The sequence below is a fragment of the Prescottella sp. R16 genome, assembly GCF_030656875.1.
Taxonomy (GTDB): Bacteria; Actinomycetota; Actinomycetes; order Mycobacteriales; family Mycobacteriaceae; genus Prescottella.
The window spans coordinates 1,734,366-1,751,643 of sequence record NZ_CP130943.1; the positions used below are offsets into that span (position 1 = coordinate 1,734,366).

The following is a 17,278-nucleotide window of genomic DNA, read 5'->3' on the forward strand; positions in this document are numbered from 1 at the left end:
GGGACAGGAGGGGAAAGGTACGGCGGTCGGTGGGGTGGGCGTCGGGGTCAGGGCCACAGGATCCTGCGGGCATGACGGATCTCCGGAATCCCGATGAGCTTGGTCGCCAGTGCGAAGGCTGCGACGCCGGTGAAGGTTCCCGCGGCCAGGGCGACGACAGCTCCGGTCCGGGGATCCCCCAATTGGGTCTTCGTCGCGTACGTGGCGACGAGGCACACGGCACCGGAGAGCGCCGCTGCGACGGCGACGCGGGTCGCGGTGTCGCGTACACGGTGGAAGCCCAGTAGCCCGAACCGTCGTCGCAACAGGACGTGTCCGAGGATTGCCCCCACAACGTAGGACGCGGAACCGGCCACGCACAGCATCAGGACCACGCCCTGATCGGGCAGTGCCGCGGTGGCGACCCCGATGGCCGCGATCTTCGTGGCGACCATCGCGATGTTGATCAATGCGGGTGTGCGGGTGTCGTGGTCGGCGTAGAAGACCCGTAGCTGGAGCATCACGATCGCGAACGGCGCCAACCCGAACGCCGAAACGGCCAGAGCTGTTCCGATCAGGTGTGCCTCGGCCGGATCCACGCGGCCCACGAAGACGACGGTCGCCAGTGTCGGTCCCAGGACCGTCAGGGCGGCGGTGACCGGGACGAGAGCGACCACCGAGTATCGGGCGCCGCGGCCCAGGTCGGCCAGGACCGCGGCGTGATCGTTCTCTGCGACGGCACGAGCGATGCGGGGCATCAGCACGGTCAGGAGCGAGACACCCAGAATCCCGTACGGCACTTGGAAGAGGAGGTCCGCGTAGGTGTAGGTGGACACGCCACCGTGACTGAATGCGACACGGAGCACCACCACGACACCGATCTGGCTCGTGACGACGTAGGCGAGGACCCAACCGACCAGCGGCAGGCCGACGCGAACGGGACGCCACGTGTACGGCAGTAGCCGGACCCTCCAACGCCAGCGGAAACCGTTGCGGCGCAGCGCCAGCACGACGGTGGCCGACTGTCCGACGATGCCCAGGGTGGTGCCGACACCGATCACCGCCACCTGGGCGGCGGTCATGGACTGTGGGGTGAGGGTGACCGGTCCGGGTAGCAGGACGAACACCGCCGCTGTGGCCAGGACGATGATGTTGTTGACCACGGGTGCCCATGCCGCGGGGCCGTGGATCCCGCGGACATCGAGCACCGCAGTTGCCAGGGCGGCCAGTCCGTAGAAGAAGATCTCGGGCAGCAGCAGGTACGCGAACACCGTCGTCAGTTCCCGCTGCGCGGCGTCGTCGACGAACACCGACGCGATCAACGGGGCGGCCAGGACGGCGAGCACGGTGACCGCCGCCATTGCGACTGTCGCGCTCGCCATCAGGCGCTGGGTGAACCCGGTGTCCACCCGACCGCCGCGCAGATGCGAGCGCGTCAGGACCGGGATCAGCACGCTCGTGAGCACACCGCCCAGCAGCAGTGCGTAGACCATGTTGGGAAAGCTGTTCGCGCCGTTGTAGGCATCGCCGACCAAGGCAGTGCCCAGCACTGCGGCCAGTACCGCCGTACGAACGAACCCCGTCACCCGGCTGACCGTCCCGGCGACCGCGACCCGTCCCCCTGCCTGCGCGGCGTGGCGTTCCGGGCCGTCGTCACGCCTGCGATGTCTCCCCACGGTTTCAGGCTCTCACAGCCCGGCGTGAGGTGGCCGGACCTCGCCGGGGAAGGCGTTGGAGAGGTGAGCACACAGACTGTCGGGTGGCGCGGTCTACGCTGGACGCATGTCTGTGCGCACAGCCCTCGTCCCCGGAACCGTCTCGCCCACGCTCGCCGTGCCGAAGAGCATCGAGCGCCCCGAGTACGTGTGGAAGGCGACGGCCCGCGAGGGCAACGAGCCGTGGGTGCAGACGCCGGAGACCATCGAGAAGATGCGCGTGGCGAGCAGGATCGCCGCACAGGCGCTCCAGGAGGCCGGCAAGGCCGTCGCCCCGGGGGTCACCACCGACGAGCTGGACCGCATCGCCCACGAATACATGTGCGACCACGGCGCCTACCCGTCCACGCTCGGCTACCGGGGCTTCCCGAAGTCGTGCTGCACGTCCCTCAACGAGGTCATCTGCCACGGCATCCCCGACTCGACCGTCGTCCAGGACGGCGACATCGTCAACATCGACGTCACCGCGTACATCGACGGCGTCCACGGCGACACCAACGCCACGTTCCTGGCCGGCGACGTCTCCGAGGAGAACCGGCTGCTGGTCGAGCGCACCCGTGAGGCCACGATGCGCGCGATCAAGGCCGTCAAGCCGGGCCGCGAACTCAACGTCATCGGCCGCGTCATCGAGTCGTACGCGAACCGGTTCGGCTACAACGTGGTCCGTGACTTCACCGGTCACGGCATCGGCGAAACCTTCCACAACGGCCTGGTGATCCTGCACTACGACCAGCCGAACGTCGACACGATCATCGAACCGGGCATGGTGTTCACGATCGAGCCGATGATCAACCTCGGCACCATCGACTACGACATCTGGGACGACGGCTGGACCGTCGTCACCAAGGACCGCACCTGGACCGCCCAGTTCGAGCACACCCTCGTGGTCACCGACGACGGCGCCGAGATCCTCACCCTGCCGTGACCGCAGCGCTGACCGGCGCCCTGCTGGTCGCCGGCACCACGTCCGACGCCGGCAAGAGTGTCCTCACCGCCGGCCTGTGCCGGATGCTGGCCCGCCGCGGGGTGCGGGTGGCGCCGTTCAAGGCGCAGAACATGTCGAACAATTCCGTCGTCACCCTCGACGGCGGGGAGATCGGCCGGGCACAGGCCCTGCAGGCCCGGGCGTGCGGGCTCGAGCCGAGCGTCCGGTTCAACCCGGTCCTCCTCAAACCGGGCGGTGACCGCACGTCGCAGCTCGTGGTCCGCGGCAAGGCCGTCACCACCGTCGGTGCCCGCGACTACATCACCCATCGGCAGTGGCTGCGCGATGTGGTCGCCGACGAACTCGCTTCGCTGCGTGACGAATTCGACGTGGTGATCTGCGAGGGGGCCGGGTCGCCCGCCGAGATCAACCTGCGGGCCACCGATCTCGCGAACATGGGGTTGGCCCGCGCCGCGCACCTGCCGGTGATCGTGGTCGGCGACATCGATCGCGGGGGAGTGCTCGCGCACCTGTTCGGCACCGTCGCCGTCCTCGAACCCGAGGACCAGGTGCTGATCGCCGGATTCGTGATCAACAAGTTCCGCGGCGACGTGAGCCTGCTCGAACCCGGACTGGAGCAGCTCGCGCAGCTCACCGGACGCCCCACCCTCGGTGTGCTGCCGTTCGCCGAGGACCTGTGGCTCGACGCCGAGGACTCGCTCGGGGTTGTCGGTGACGCCCCCGTCGGACGGCCCGGTCCGCCGGTCGGCGACGAGTGGCTGCGGGTCGCTGCGATCCGCCTGCCGCGGATCTCCAACTCCACCGACGTCGAGGCCTTGGCATGCGAGCCGGGCGTGGCGGTGCACTGGGTGAGCGAACCGTCCCGGTTGGCCGACGCCGACCTCGTCGTGCTGCCCGGCAGCAAGTCCACCGTCACCGACCTGGAGTGGTTGCGGCGCAGCGGAATCGCCGACGCCCTCACCGCCCGGGCCGCGAACGGCGGGGCGATCCTGGGCATCTGCGGCGGCTACCAGATGCTCGGCTCCGTGATCGACGACGGCGTCGAATCCGGCGCCGGCAGCGTGCCCGGACTGGGCCTGCTGGATCTCGAGATCGAGTTCGCCCCCGACAAGGTCCTCGCCCAGGTCGCCGGTGACGTGAACGGAATCCCGGTGCGCGGCTACGAGATCCATCATGGACGCGTCCGACGCACCGGTGATGCGCCGCTGCTGACCGCGTCCGACGGGGCGAAGGAGGGCAGCGTCCGCGGCAGTGTCCGCGGCACTCACTGGCACGGCCTCCTCGAGAACGACGCCTATCGGCGCGCCCTGCTCACCGAGGTCGCGCAGCGGTCCGGCCGCACCGGTTTCGTCGTCGCCCCCGACACCGATGTCGCGGCTGTCCGCGAGGCACAACTGGACCTGCTCGCCGACCTCGTCGAGCAGCATCTGGACGTGGACGCGATCGATGCTCTGCTCGGCGGCAGGACACCGATCGCTCGGCCGACGATCAGATCGTCGACCTCCTGAGCACACCCCATGCGGCGGTGAACACGGCCAGTGTCACCACTGCCGGGAGACCGACGAGGACAACGACCCGCGGAGTGTCGACGAACCACGATGTCACCGCCGGCCACCACCGGGCCCATGTCACCACGATCGCGGCGCCACCGATCACGATGATCGACGCGATCCCCGTGATCGTCAGGCCGAGTGCCCGCCACCGCTGGAAGACTGCGCCGGCCGCTGTCGCGATCGCGGTGGTCAGCAGCAGGGTCGCGAAGTATCCGAGGAACTGCAGCAACGATGAATCCGTCAGCCAGCGGAGCACCCCGAACATCCGTAGTCGCACACCCCAGCCGTCGGTGGCGGCCTCGACGACCGACAGCAGTTGGACCAGTCCGGCGAACAGGGCGGACTGTGCGACCGCGACGAGTCCGGTGGCCAGGAAGAACTCCCGCCTGGTCACCGACAGCCCGAGGTAGAACGGGAACGTCTGCGTCACCGCCTGCACGTAGAACGCGACGACGAACCCGTACAGGGCGAGAATTGCGCCGGTGCCCTGCGTGGATCCGTCGGTGTCGATCAGTGCCTGGATCGTGTAGTTGATCGCGAACGTGACCGCGACGATCGCAACGGGGACCGCGATCAGCAGGGGCCACGCCACGACGTGGATACGAGCGACGTCCAGGATGCGTCGTACCCCGGTCCGTCCGGGTGGGTGGGTCGTGGGGGGCGTCGTCACAGACGAGGATGCCGTCGTCTGGATCATCGGTTCGTCTCCTTCGTGGGAGTGGCGTCGGCGGTGTCGCGAATGGTGATCTGCTGCAACGACACGGGGGACAGATCGACGCCGAGCCGGGTCGCCTCGGCGCGGGTGGTGTCGGTGACCTCGCCGCGCAGGGTCGCCCGCGCGAACGGTCCGGACGCCTCCCGGTGCAGGACCGTCCATCCGTCGGCGAATGCGTCGACGGCGTCGGTGCGGCCGGTGGCCAGGACGTGCTGCTTCCGGAGTTCGTCGGTGTCACAGTCGATCACCACCCGGCCGCGGTCCATCACGACGACGTGCTCGAGGAGGTCGGCGACCTCGTCTATGAGGTGGGTGGACAGCAGGATCGTGCGCGGATGCTCGGAGTAGTCGGCGAGGAGTCGGTCGTAGAACAGGTGTCGGGCCGCCGCGTCGAGGCCCAGGTACGGCTCGTCGAAGATGGTCAGCGGTGCGCGGGACGCGAGGCCGACGACGATGCCCAGCGCCGACGTCATACCGCGGGAGAGCTTCTTGACCCGGCGACATCGGGGAAGGGCGAAGTCGTCCAGAAGGCGTTCGGCGAACTCGGAATCCCACTGGGGGAGCAGTAGTTCCGCGGCCCTGACGACATGCTCGACGCGGAGGTCGTCCGGGTACCGTTGCGCCTCCTTCACGAAGCATACGTTCCGCAGGACGTCGACATTCTCGAACGGCGCGCCGCCGAACACCGAGACGTCCCCGTCCGTCGGGAAGTCCTGCCCCGTCAGGATCTTCATGAGGGTGGATTTCCCGGCCCCGTTGCGGCCGAGCAGTCCGTAGATCTTTCCCGGCGCGAGGTCCAGCGAGACGTCGTCGAGCGCGGTGACGTTGCCGTACCGGCGGCGGACGCCGCACATCGAGACGATCGGTGCAATGGCCGTGCCGTGTCCGGTCATGTTCGGTCCTCCCAGGTGTCCAGCATGGATTTGAGTTCGGCGATGCTCATCCCGAGCTTGTCGGCCTCCCGGACGAGCGGTGCCAGATACTGCGCGGCGAACTGGTCGCGCCGACGAGCACGGAGCGTGTCGCGTGCTCCGACGGTGACGAACATGCCGATGCCCCTTCGCTTGTAGAGGATCCCGTCGGAGACGAGTTGGTTGAGTCCCTTCGCCGCGGTGGCGGGGTTGATCCGGTGGAAGCTTGCGAGTTCGTTGGTGGACGGCGCCTGCGTGTCCTCCGCGAGCGAACCGTCGACGATCGCGTTCTCGACGAGTTCGGCGACCTGCTGGAAGAGCGGTTTCCCGTCCTCGTTCAGCATCGCGGTACCACCCCCCCAGGGCTGATTGGTTCATTACTCATGTAATGAACCATAGGAGTTGCGGTGGATGCGGTCAACAGCGTCTGCGATCGGGTTCGTTCGTTCCCGGTTCGTGGGTCTGCCCGGCCGCATAGGCTGCGGAACGACGTTCGACGTACGACCACGAGGAGATACGACGTGCGCACAGCCTCGAGAAGAGTCCCGATCGTCCGGCTCGTCGGGGGTGCCGCGGTCGCGGCCCTCGTCCTCGCGGGCTGTTCGTCGAACGAGTCGACCGGGCCGTCCACGGAGTCGTCGGCCGAGAACGCCACGGCCACGTCGACGAGTACCGCAGCCGTGACGACCGTCGCGTTGAACGAGATCGACGCGACCGCTCTCAACGGCGTCGTCGCGCGGGTCGCGAAGGATCTGCAGGTTCCCGGGGCGGTTGCGATCCTCAAGACCCCCGACAGCAATCTGACGGTCACGTACGGCACCGGCACGATCGGGCAGAGCGCCCCGGTGGACACGGCGGAGCACGTCCGGATCGGGTCGAACACCAAGACCATGACCGGCACCGTGATCCTGCAACTGGTGCAGGAGGGCAAGCTCGCGCTCGCCGACCCGATCTCGAAGTATCGGCCGGACGTGCCGAACGGGGAGAACATCACGATCGAGCAGCTGCTGAACATGCGCAGCGGGCTGTTCAACTACAGCGAGACACCGCAACTCAACCAGACACTCGACGACGACCCGGGCAAACAGTGGACGCCCGACGAACTGCTGGCGCTCGCGTTCGCGAATCCGCCGTACTTCCCGCCCGGTGAGGGCTACCACTACTCCAACACCAACACGGTGCTGCTCGGCCTGGTCGCCGAGGACCTCGACGGCAAGCCGTTGCAGAAGATCTTCCAGGCGCGCCTGTTCGGCCCGGCGGGGCTGACCGGGACGTCGTTCCCCGACGCCGCCGACAGTTCGATCCCGGCGAGGTATCCGCAGGGCTACGTGTTCGGCACCAATATGGACACGCTCACCGATCCGGCGCTGCCCGAGGACATGCAGGCAGCGGCGAAGGACGGCACCCTGCAGCCCGCGGACGTCACCGACGTCAACCCGTCGTGGGCGTGGGCGGCCGGTGCCGGGATCTCCACCGCCGACGATCTCGTCACGTGGGTGCAGGCGCTCGCCGGTGGGCAACTGCTGAACAAGGACATGCAGGCGCAGCGTCTCGCGAGCCTGCAGCCCACCGGCCCCGAACCGGGGTCCGCCGAATACGGTTGGGGCATAGCGAAAATGGGCCCGATGCTCGGGCACACCGGCGAGATGCCCGGCTTCAACTCGTTCATGGGGCACGACCCCGACGCCAAGGTGACGCTCGTGGTGTGGACCAACCTGGCGCCCGCCGCGAACGGTCAGGATCCGGCGACCACGATGGCCAAGGAGATCATCGGCAAGCTCTATCCCGCATAGGCATCCGGATTCGTGACGTGCATCGCGTACCGTTTCCGGTCATGGAGTCGACGAGTGTTGCCGTGGGAACCGAGGCCGTGACCGTGCGAATCGCGGGACCCGAGAGTCGGCACACCGTGTTACTCCTGCCCGATGCCGGCGACCCCGCCGACGTGTTCGACGCCGTCTGCGCGCGCCTGCACGACTCCGATCTGCGGACCGTCGTCCCCGAAACCGTCGACGGCCTCGACGTACCGTCGGTGATCGCGCTGCTCGACACCCTGAAACTGCCGTGGGTCAACCTCGTCGGTGCCGGGGCGGGTGCGGAACTCGCGTGGCAACTCGCGGCGCGCACGTTCGGCCGGTTTGCGAGCCTGATCGTCGCCGACCGCGGCCATCCCGCGGTGCCGAGCGTCGACGGCACCGTCCTGGACGCGGTGTGCCCGGCCGTCGAACTGCCCACCACGCTCGTCGTGGGCAGCTCCCTGGGGCGGGCGTGCGCCGACGTCACCGGCCGCTACGTGTACTCCGACTTCCGGGTCGTCCAGCTCGACGGTGTCGACAACGTGCCCGCGAAGGCCGCGGCCGAACTGGCCACCGAGATCGTGCTGCGCACCGGATCCTGGTAGGGCGACGCCGAGCGTCCGCCGACTAGGCTCTGCCGGTGCTCGACACTCCCTCCCACACCTCCGTCACCAGTGTCGGCGCGGCCCTGCGTTCGCCGCGCCGACTCACCACCGAGGTGCTCGCCGGTCTCGTGACGTCCCTCGCACTCATCCCCGAGGTGGTGTCGTTCGCGGTCATCGCGGGCGTCGATCCGAAGGTCGCGCTGTACACGTCGTGCATCATGGCGATGACGATCGCGTTCGTCGGCGGACGCCCGGCGATGGTGTCGGCCGCGGCGGGTGCGACGGCGCTGGTGATCGCACCGCTCGTCGCGGCGCACGGCATCGACCATCTGATCGCCGCGGTGTGGCTGGCGGGTGCCCTGCAGATCCTGTTCGCGGCTGTGGGACTGGCACGGCTGGTCCGGTTCGTGCCGCGGTCGGTGATGATCGGGTTCGTCAACGCGCTCGCGATCCTCATCTTCACCGCGCAGCTCCGGCACCTGGTCGACGTTCCGTGGCTGGTGTATCCGCTCGTCGCCGCCGGGATCGGTCTGATCGTCCTGGTACCGAAGATGACGAGATCCGTACCCGCACCGCTGATCGCGATCGTCGTGCTCACGAGCGTGGTCGCGGCGTTGCGTCTCGACGTCCCCGACGTCGGCGATCAGGGCGAGCTGCCGTCGGGCCTGCCCACCTGGATGATCCCGGACGTGCCGTTGACGTGGGAGACGCTGACGACCATCGCTCCGTTCGCGCTTGGTCTCGCGCTCGTCGGTCTGCTCGAGTCCCTGCTCACCGCCAAGCTCGTCGACGACATCACCGACACCCCGTCGGACAAGACCCGAGAATCGTGGGGGCAGGGCGTCGCGAACATGGCCGGTGCGGCCTTCGGCGGCATGGGCGGCTGCGCGATGATCGGCCAGACCATGATCAACGTGAAGGAGGGGCGGGCCCGTACCCGTATCTCCACGTTCCTCGCGGGCGCGTTCCTGCTGTTGCTGTGCATCACCGTCGGCGACGTCGTCGGCGCGATTCCCATGGCGGCCCTCGTCGCGGTGATGATCGTCATCGCGGCCACCACCTTCGACTGGCACAGCATCGCCCCGGCCACGCTCCGGCTGATGCCGCGCAGCGAGACGCTCGTCATGGTGGTGACCGTCGTCGGCACACTCGCCACCGACAACCTCGCGGTCGGTGTCGTTCTCGGTGTGCTCACCGCGATGGTCGCGTTCGCCCGCCGTGTCGCGCACATGACCCGGCTCGACGTCACCGACACCGTCGTCGACGGAGTCCCGGCCCGGACGTACCGGGTGTCCGGGGAACTGTTCTGGGCGTCGAGCAACGATCTGGTGCACCGGTTCGACTACGCCGCCGATCCGCCGTCCGTGACGATCGACCTGTCGGCCGCCCACGTGTGGGACGCGTCCACCGTCGCGACCCTCGACGCGGTGCAGCGCAAGTACGCGGCACGGGGTACGACGGTGCGGATCGAAGGCGTCGACGCCGAGAGCCGATCCCGCCTCGACAGGTTGTCCGGACGCCTCGGGTGACGGGTCCGGGACCGTTCGTCGCACATTCGTCGCCGCTCGTCGTCGTGCGTATACGCAAGATTTGAGTTCGGAACCTGTCAAGCGTTAGTCTTCCCGCGGCGGTACATCCGGTTCTCGGGTACCGATTCACGATCTCGTCCGGGAAGGGCACTGATGCGCGGCTTCGCAGCAACCATCGCCATGACGCGAATGCGTGGCGGTTGCTGTTGTATGCGCCGGCGCTGAGACGAGACGACGCGCGGTGGTCCATCCGGACCGCCTCGCATCCGAAGTGCGAATCCTTCCCATCGGGCACCCACGTCGCAGCGCGAGAACATCACCGGTGCCCGTGGGGAAAGGATCTGCCACCATGTCCGCCCACGCCCTCCCGATCATCGATCTGAACGACCTCGATCTCGAGGCCCTGCGTACGGTCACCCACGAGATCGGCTTCTTCTACCTCACCGGTCACGGCATCGACCAGCAGCTCACCGACGACCTGATCGCCGCGGCCCGCGAATTCTTCGCACTGCCCGAAGCCGAGAAGCTCCCGATCGAGAACAGCAACTCGCCGCACTTCCGCGGCTACACCCGTGTCGGCGGCGAGCGCACCCAGGGCTACATCGACTGGCGTGAGCAGCTCGACATCGGTCCCGAGCGCCGCGCCGTCGACCCGATCGACCCGGCCCGCCCGTGGGACGTGCTGCACGGCCCCAACCTGTGGCCCGCCGCCGTCCCGCGGCTGCGCGAGCTCGCGCTCGAATGGTCGGGCCAGGCGCAGGACGCCGGGCTGCGCCTGATCCGTGGCTGGGCCCGGTCGCTCGGGGCGCCCGCCGATTTCTTCGACGCCGCGTTCGCCGATCCGGACCCACTGCTCAAGATCGCCCGCTATCCCGGCCACGACGGCTCCGTCACCGGCCAGGGCGTCGGCAGCCACAAGGACGTCGGCGCACTGACCCTGCTGTACCCGGAACCCACCAGCACCGGTTTCCAGGTGGAAACATCGATCCGGGGAGGCGGGACTGCGTGGCTGGACGTCGCCCCGCTGCCCGGGCACCTGCTCGTCAACATCGGCGAACTCCTCGAGGTCGCCACCGGCGGCTATCTCAAGGCCACCGTGCACCGCGTGCTGCCGCCCCCGGCCGGTACCGACCGGGTGTCGCTGCCGTTTTTCCTCAACCCCGGCTACGACGAGGCGCTGCCCGTGATCCCGCTGTCGCCCGAGCTCGCCGCGGACGCGGCCGGTGTCGGACCCGACCAGCACGGCGGCACCTTGCACGCCCGCTACGGCCTCAACGCCCTCAAATCGCGCCTGCGCGCCCACCCCAACGTCACCGAGCGGTACCACCGCGACCTGCTCGACCTGCCCGCCCTGCGCGGCTGACCCACTCTTCGACCGGAAAGAATTTTTCGAATGTTCTTGCGCCGCAACGCAATCCTGTCCGCTGCCGCCCTGCTCACCGCGGGTCTCGCTGCCTGCTCCTCGGGTAACGAGGGGGAGAAGCTGGTGATCTCCGCGTCCAGCACCCCGCACGTGGAGATCCTCGAGCACATCGCCGACTCCGGCGCCCTCGGCGACATCACCCTCGACATCAAGCCGGTCACCGGCGAGATCGACCCCAACGAACTGCTCGTCGCCGGCGACGTCCAGGCCAACTACTTCCAGCACGCCCCGTATCTGGCGGACTGGCAGAAGCAGAAGGGCGTGAACGACCTCGTCTCCGTCGCCGACGTCCACCTCGAGCCGATGGGTCTGTACTCGGAGAAGATCACCGCCGTCGACCAGCTCGCCGACGGCTCCACCATCGCGCTGCCCAAGGACACCACCAACTTCGCGCGCGGCCTCTACCTGCTCGAGTCTGCCGGACTGATCGAGATGGACGTCCCGTTCGCCGACGCGAACCTGTCCGTCGTCACCCAGGCCAACGTCAACGCCAACCCCAAGAACCTGAAGTTCGTCGAGATCGAGCGCTCGCAGATCGCCCGCAACCTCGGTGACCCGCAGATCACCGCCGCGGTCATCAACTCCAACTACGCGCTCGAGGCCGGACTGAACCCGACGGAGGACACGCTCCTCGCGGAGAAGGCCGAGGGCAACCCGTTCGCGAACCTGCTCGTCGTCCGTGCCGCCGACGAGAACGATCCCGGCGTCCAGGCCCTCGCGAAGGCGCTCGTGTCCCCGGAGACCGCCACCTGGATCCAGGAGAACTACTCCGGCGCCGTCGTCCCGGTGCACGCGGCCGGCTGATGATCACCGTCGAGAATCTGGTCAAGACCTTCCCCGCCGCCGGTGGCGCGGCCCCGGTCGCGGCCCTGCGCGGCATCGACCTCGAGATCGCCGAGGGCGAGATCTTCGGCATCGTCGGCCCCTCGGGTGCGGGCAAGTCGACGCTGCTGCGGTGCCTGAACCTGCTCGAGCAGCCCACCAGTGGCCGCATTCTGCTCCGCGGCACGCCGGTCTCCCAGTTCACCGGTTTCGGGCTGCGGGCCGCACGACGCCGCATCGGCACCGTGTTCCAGCAGTTCAACCTGCTGCACTCGCGGACCGTGCGCGCCAACGTCGAGTTCCCGCTCGAACTCGCCGGAATGGACCGCAAGCAGCGCCGCGCCCGCGCCGACGAGCTGATCGCCCTCGTCGGCCTGGCCGGCAAGGAGAAGTCGTTCCCGTCGCAGCTGTCCGGCGGACAGCAGCAGCGGGTCGGCATCGCCCGCGCCCTCGCGTCGAACCCCGACGTGCTGCTGTGCGACGAGGCCACCAGCGCGCTGGATCCCGACACCACCGACCAGGTCCTCGACCTGCTCGCCGAACTCAACCGCTCGATCGGCGTCACCGTCGTTCTCATCACCCACGAGCTGGGGGTGCTGCGCCGCATCTGCACGTCCGCGGCCCGGCTCGAGGACGGCCGCATCGCCGAGACCGGACGGATCCTCGACCTGGTCGGCACACCCGGCTCGGTGCTGGGGGCGGCGATCGTCCCGGTCGGTGACGACCCGTCCCAGGGAGACGGCGCCGACACCGCGCTCGTCACCACGATCGGCGACGAGGCGCACGGGCCGTGGCTCGCGCAGCTCGTCCGCAAGCTCGACGTCGACATCTCCGTGGTCGGCGGCAGCGTCGAACAGGTCGCCGGCGTCACCGTCGGACGACTGCGGCTACGGTTCGGTCCCGACGTGAACCGGGCCGACGTCGACGCATTCGTGGCCGCCCAGCCCGGCACCACCCTCTCCTGGGGTGCCGGGCAGGAAGAGACCCGCGCACTGGTGCAGGGAGTAACCGCATGAACAAGTTGTCCTGGCAGGACTCGCTCCCCGAGGTGTGGGAGGCGACGCAGGAGACCCTCTACATGGTGTCGATCTCGTTCCTGCTCACCGTGATCGGCGGAGTGCTGCTCGGCGTGATCCTGCACGTGACCTCGCCGAGCGGATTGTGGCCCCAGCGTGCCGTCAACGCGGTGCTCGGCGCCGTCGTCAACGTGTTCCGGTCGCTGCCGTTCCTCATCCTGATGATCGCGCTGATCGGCACGACCCGGCTGATCGTCGGCACCGCGATCGGCCCGACGGCCGCGATCGTCCCGCTGACGATCGGTGCGATCCCGTTCTACGCACGCGTCGTCGAGTCGGCGCTGCGCGAGGTACCCGTCGGCCGGATCGAGGCGGCGCAGGCGATGGGTGCGAGCAACAGCCAGATCGTGCGCAAGGTGCTCCTGCCGGAATCGGTGTCGGCCCTGATCGCCGGTGCGACGCTCACCGTCGTGCTGCTGATCGGATACTCGGCGATGGCCGGCGTCATCGGCGGCGGCGGGCTGGGTGACTTCGCGATCGTCTACGGCTACCAGCGGTTCAACACGCCGGTACTGCTCGTCGCGGTCGTGGTGCTCGTCGTCCTCGTGCAGATCCTGCAGTCCATCGGTGACGGCGTCGTCCGGGCGCTGAAGCACCGCAAGTAGGCGCGCACTCCGATCCTGAAGCGTTCCTCCCGCCCTGTTCGTGGCGTCGGCGGGTCGGTACGGTCCGGCTCCCGGTAGGCGAGGGGAAGTCCTTCACCGCTCGGCGAGGTCGGCGGTCGTTATCGTCTCGACGACGTCACCGACCCGGATCTGCCCGGCTGTCACCACGTCGGCATAGATGCCGATACTGGGGAGGTCCGCGGTGCCGTACGGTCCCGGAACCCGATGTGCCGCAGCGATGTTTCGCAGGGTCTGTTTCTCTGCGGGGAGGTCCTGATGCGCCAGGTTGACCATCACGCAGCGACCGGTCGGCATCCGGCCGGTGATCTCGGTCGCGCCTACCCGCACCCGCTCGCCGACCCACGCGTCCTCGACCCAGCCCGCATCCCAGTGGTCCTCACCGACCACGATGTTGGGGCGGAAGCGGCGCGTGACACGGCCCGCGGATCCTGGTTGCAGTGCGTTCACACTCGATGTGGTGAGCACGTGTAGCGGCGCCAGATCGTAGAAACGTTCGGAAGCGCCCCCGGTCGGGACGGCCCCGACCGGGACATCCGAGCCCGCGTCCTGTCCGGTGCGGCTCGCGGACGCCGACACCGCCGCATCCATCCCGATCCGGGACTCGGCCACCCACTCCATCTCCATCACCTTCGCGGCCTCGCCCGGAGTCCGCAGCGACACGGCACGCCCCACGAGCGCGGACAGCCGCGAGACGGTGTTCGGATCGTCACCGCGCAGGACCGTGCCGTCGGGCAGCGTGATCTCCAGTGCGCCGGGATCGGTGACGGACGCGTCGTCCAGTAGCCGTGCCCGGCACCCGAGCAGTGGGCTCCACAACCGGGTCCGCTTCGCGCTGGCCACATGGCCGGTCTCGCTGTCGACCAGAGCCCACACGTGGTCGCCGCGGATGCCGTCGGATCCGATCACCGCGGAGTCGAGGCGTTCACCACCGAACGACTTGACCGGGTAGCGCCAGATCTCCGAGACCGTGTGCCGCATGTGTCCGCCTTCGATACCGAGTCGTTGTACATGCGAACGATAGTGGGTGATCGGGTGGATCTGTCGGGAATGCGCGGATCTCCAGCCCGACGCCGATCGGCTGCACACCGGTCGACGCGGTACCCGGGGCCGGCGGGCACGAGTCCGGTCGGGGCTCAGATCTCCAGGCCGAGGAGCGCGTTCTCGACCACCTCGGGCAGCGCCGGATGAATCCAGTACTGGCCGGTGGCCATGTCGCGGGCCGACAGCCCGAAGCTCATCGCCTGGATCAGCGGCTGGATCACCGTCGACGCCTGCGCCCCGATCACGTGTGCCCCGATCAGGCGTCCGGTGCCGCGTTCGGCGATCACCTTGCAGAAGCCCTCGTCGTCCTCCATCGCCCACCCGTACGCGACGTCGCCGTAGTTCTGCACCTTGACGGTGATGTCGAGGCCGGCCTCGCGGGCCTGCTCCTCGGTCATCCCGACGTCCGCGATCTGCGGGTCGGTGAACACCGCTGCCGGCACGAACCGGTGATCGGTGCGGCGCAGGGCGTCCGTGTTCGACCAGGCGTCGTGCAGCAGGTTGTGCTGCACGATCCGCATCTCGTGGTTGGCGACGTGCTTGAGCTGGTACGGCGACGACACGTCCCCGAGCGCGAACACCCCCTCGGCGGTGGTGCGCTGGTACTCGTCGACGATGACCCGGCCCGACTCGTCGACCGCGACGCCGCCGTGTCCGGCGTTCAACCGGTCCCCGTTCGGGGTGCGGCCGACCGCGACGAGCAGTTCGTCACCGGCGACGACGGTGCCGTCCGCCAGTTCGAGTTCCACGCCCGCCGACTCCGCGCCGCCGGACTGCCGGGCCGCGACCACCGGATTGCCCAGGTGCACATCCCATTTGCGCTGCGCGAGCTCGGTGAACCACTCCGACACGTCCCGGTCGAGGTGCCGCAGCAGCCGCTCGCTGCGGCCGACGATCGACACCCGCACCCCCAGCGCCGAGAAGACGTGCGCGAACTCTGCTGCGACGAAACCGGATCCGAGGATCACCAGACGTTCGGGCAGCGATTCGAGGCGCATGATGTCGTCGTTGGTGTGATAGCGAACGCCGCTCGCCGCGATCTCGTCGGGGATCACCGGCCGTGCCCCGGCCGCGATCACCACCTGGTCGGCGGTGATCACCTCACCGGTGCCGGTGTCGAGGGTGCGCGGACCCACGAAACTCGCGTGCCCGCGGAACACCGTCACGTTCGCGCAGTCCTCGGTGCGGTAGCGTTCGCCGCCCGCCGAGATCGGGTCGATCCGCCCGAACACCCGCTTGACGATGTCCGGCCAGCGGACGTCGTCGAGGCTCGCATCCACTCCGAGCTTCGACGACTCGGTGACGGTGCGCGCCACATCGGCCGCGTAGACGAACATCTTCGTCGGGATACAACCCACGTTGAGGCACGTGCCGCCGAACGTGCTCTCCTCGAGGATCGCGATCTTCTTGCCGTCGAAGCGTTCGTCGAGGATCGAATTACCCGATCCGGTGCCGATGATCGCGATGTCGAAATGGGTCACGCAGTTGCCCCTGTCTCCTCGGTGGCTGTTTCTCGGGTGTCGGTCAGATGGTGTGCGTCGAGCCAGCCCAGCCACAGATCCACCTCGCGGAAGGCTTCCGCGAGGGGACCGGCCGTGGACAGGAACACGTCGTGGCGGGCCCCGTCGATCGGGACGATCGTGGTCCGGTTGCCGAGGCAGCCCGCCCACCGGGCGATCTGGTCGACGTCGAGGACGGCGTCGGCCGTGTCGACCGACGGGTTGTAGCGGGACGCGACCACCGATCGTGTCGACCGCAGGATCAGCGACGGCACGCCGACGTCGAGGCCGCGGTGCAACCGGGCGTGACCGCGACGGACGGCCCGTAGCCAGCCGAACCGGACCGGGAACCCGGTCAGCGGCTTCCACTCCAGGTCGTAGTCCCACTCGCCGTTGGCGCCGATGTGCAGGCTCGACCCGTACGTGTCGAGCTTCAGTCCCGGAATCTCCGTCCGGCCCGATGCCCGGCCCAGCGCGTCGATCGCGGCGGACGTGCCCGCAGTGCGCAACAGCGCCGGCCCCTGCAGGTCGAACCACGGGCTGTTGAGGATGAGACCCGCGACACCCGCACCCGCCGAGCCGCCCGGTTTGCGCTCGAGCCGGTCGAGCCACAGCGGCAGGATCAGACCGCCCGTCGAGTGGGCCGTGAGCAGGACGGGTCCGCCGACCTCGTCGCGCACCAACTGCAGTGCCTCGTTCAGTTCGGCGTCGTACAGCGCCAGATCCGACACGTAGTGCGGGGTCTGCCCCGGGCGCAGGGAACGGCCGCATTTACGCAGGTCCAGGGCGTAGAAGGCGTATCCGCGGGCCGTGAAGTGCTCGGCCACGTGCCGTTGGAAGAAGTAGTCGGTGAATCCGTGCACGTACAGCACCGCGCGGGACGGGGCGGGCTCCTCCGGGCGATGACGGACCAGTGTGGCCTCGACGTGACCTTCGCCGTCCGGGTCGGCCCCCAGGGGGATCGTCAGCTGCTGATATCCGTCACCGAGGATGTCCGGAGCCCAAGTAGTCACGATCACACTCTATTGGGCGAACGAAGTCG

The 17,278-nt window shown here is 68.7% G+C and carries 16 protein-coding genes; 9 read left to right on the forward strand and 7 right to left on the reverse strand.

Going from position 1 to position 17,278, the window contains the following annotated elements; translation table 11 throughout:
* Positions 1–47: 47 nt before the first annotated feature.
* A complete protein-coding gene (gene murJ, locus Q5696_RS08190) occupies positions 48–1,655 on the reverse strand; it encodes a murein biosynthesis integral membrane protein MurJ (protein WP_305094691.1) in 1,608 nt (535 codons plus the stop codon).
* A gap of 106 nt (positions 1,656–1,761) precedes the next feature.
* Between murJ and map the strand changes: the two genes are divergently transcribed.
* Both map and Q5696_RS08200 read left to right on the forward strand, forming a co-directional pair.
* On the forward strand, positions 1,762–2,619 hold the full coding sequence (gene map / locus Q5696_RS08195; RefSeq protein ID WP_305094692.1) for a type I methionyl aminopeptidase: 858 nt from the start codon (positions 1,762–1,764) through the stop codon (positions 2,617–2,619).
* A gap of 8 nt (positions 2,620–2,627) precedes the next feature.
* Positions 2,628–4,148 (forward strand): cobyric acid synthase, encoded by a 1,521-nt coding sequence (locus Q5696_RS08200; protein WP_305095182.1) that lies wholly within the window; start codon positions 2,628–2,630, stop codon positions 4,146–4,148.
* Here the strand turns inward: Q5696_RS08200 and Q5696_RS08205 are convergent.
* The 3 genes from Q5696_RS08205 to Q5696_RS08215 are packed head-to-tail and all read right to left on the reverse strand — an operon-like array spanning position 4,129 to position 6,163.
* A complete protein-coding gene (locus Q5696_RS08205) occupies positions 4,129–4,890 on the reverse strand; it encodes an ABC transporter permease (protein ID WP_305094693.1) in 762 nt (253 codons plus the stop codon). The genes Q5696_RS08200 and Q5696_RS08205 overlap by 20 nt on opposite strands.
* Entirely contained in the window at positions 4,887–5,801 is a 915-nt protein-coding gene (locus tag Q5696_RS08210; RefSeq protein WP_305094694.1) for an ABC transporter ATP-binding protein, read from the reverse strand. The genes Q5696_RS08205 and Q5696_RS08210 overlap by 4 nt, the downstream gene beginning before the upstream one ends.
* Positions 5,798–6,163 carry a GntR family transcriptional regulator gene (locus Q5696_RS08215; RefSeq protein WP_370654880.1) on the reverse strand — a complete coding sequence of 122 codons (366 nt, stop codon included), beginning with the start codon at positions 6,161–6,163 and terminating at the stop codon, positions 5,798–5,800. Before Q5696_RS08215 ends, Q5696_RS08210 begins: the two co-directional genes overlap by 4 nt.
* Positions 6,164–6,340: 177 nt before the next feature.
* On the opposite strand from Q5696_RS08215, the gene Q5696_RS08220 reads away from it, so the two are divergent.
* From Q5696_RS08220 to Q5696_RS08250, 7 genes are all read left to right on the forward strand, one after another.
* On the forward strand, positions 6,341–7,612 hold the full coding sequence (locus tag Q5696_RS08220) for a serine hydrolase domain-containing protein (protein WP_305094695.1): 1,272 nt from the start codon (positions 6,341–6,343) through the stop codon (positions 7,610–7,612).
* A gap of 41 nt (positions 7,613–7,653) precedes the next feature.
* A complete protein-coding gene (locus tag Q5696_RS08225) occupies positions 7,654–8,220 on the forward strand; it encodes an alpha/beta fold hydrolase (RefSeq protein ID WP_305094696.1) in 567 nt (188 codons plus the stop codon).
* Positions 8,221–8,255: 35 nt separating this feature from the next.
* Positions 8,256–9,749, forward strand: a complete 1,494-nt coding sequence (locus Q5696_RS08230) for a SulP family inorganic anion transporter (RefSeq protein WP_305094697.1) — start codon at positions 8,256–8,258, stop codon at positions 9,747–9,749.
* A 349-nt stretch (positions 9,750–10,098) separates the two neighbouring features.
* The gene (locus tag Q5696_RS08235) at positions 10,099–11,112 is read left to right on the forward strand and encodes an isopenicillin N synthase family dioxygenase (protein WP_305094698.1); all 1,014 of its coding nucleotides are present in this window, start codon (positions 10,099–10,101) and stop codon (positions 11,110–11,112) included.
* A gap of 30 nt (positions 11,113–11,142) precedes the next feature.
* Complete coding sequence (locus Q5696_RS08240; RefSeq protein WP_305094699.1) at positions 11,143–11,976, forward strand: MetQ/NlpA family ABC transporter substrate-binding protein; 834 nt, start codon at positions 11,143–11,145, stop codon at positions 11,974–11,976.
* On the forward strand, positions 11,976–13,010 hold the full coding sequence (locus Q5696_RS08245; RefSeq protein WP_305094700.1) for a methionine ABC transporter ATP-binding protein: 1,035 nt from the start codon (positions 11,976–11,978) through the stop codon (positions 13,008–13,010). The genes Q5696_RS08240 and Q5696_RS08245 overlap by 1 nt, the downstream gene beginning before the upstream one ends.
* Positions 13,007–13,675 carry a methionine ABC transporter permease gene (locus Q5696_RS08250; RefSeq protein WP_305094701.1) on the forward strand — a complete coding sequence of 223 codons (669 nt, stop codon included), beginning with the start codon at positions 13,007–13,009 and terminating at the stop codon, positions 13,673–13,675. Before Q5696_RS08245 ends, Q5696_RS08250 begins: the two co-directional genes overlap by 4 nt.
* Positions 13,676–13,768: 93 nt before the next feature.
* Here the strand turns inward: Q5696_RS08250 and Q5696_RS08255 are convergent, their stop codons facing one another.
* The 3 genes from Q5696_RS08255 to Q5696_RS08265 form a co-directional block, all read right to left on the reverse strand.
* The gene (locus Q5696_RS08255; RefSeq protein WP_305094702.1) at positions 13,769–14,674 is read right to left on the reverse strand and encodes an MOSC domain-containing protein; all 906 of its coding nucleotides are present in this window, start codon (positions 14,672–14,674) and stop codon (positions 13,769–13,771) included.
* Positions 14,675–14,829: 155 nt separating this feature from the next.
* Positions 14,830–16,218, reverse strand: a complete 1,389-nt coding sequence (gene mtr, locus Q5696_RS08260; RefSeq protein WP_305094703.1) for a mycothione reductase — start codon at positions 16,216–16,218, stop codon at positions 14,830–14,832.
* Positions 16,215–17,249 carry an alpha/beta hydrolase gene (locus tag Q5696_RS08265; protein WP_305094704.1) on the reverse strand — a complete coding sequence of 345 codons (1,035 nt, stop codon included), beginning with the start codon at positions 17,247–17,249 and terminating at the stop codon, positions 16,215–16,217. The genes mtr and Q5696_RS08265 overlap by 4 nt, the downstream gene beginning before the upstream one ends.
* Positions 17,250–17,278: the final 29 nt, after the last annotated feature.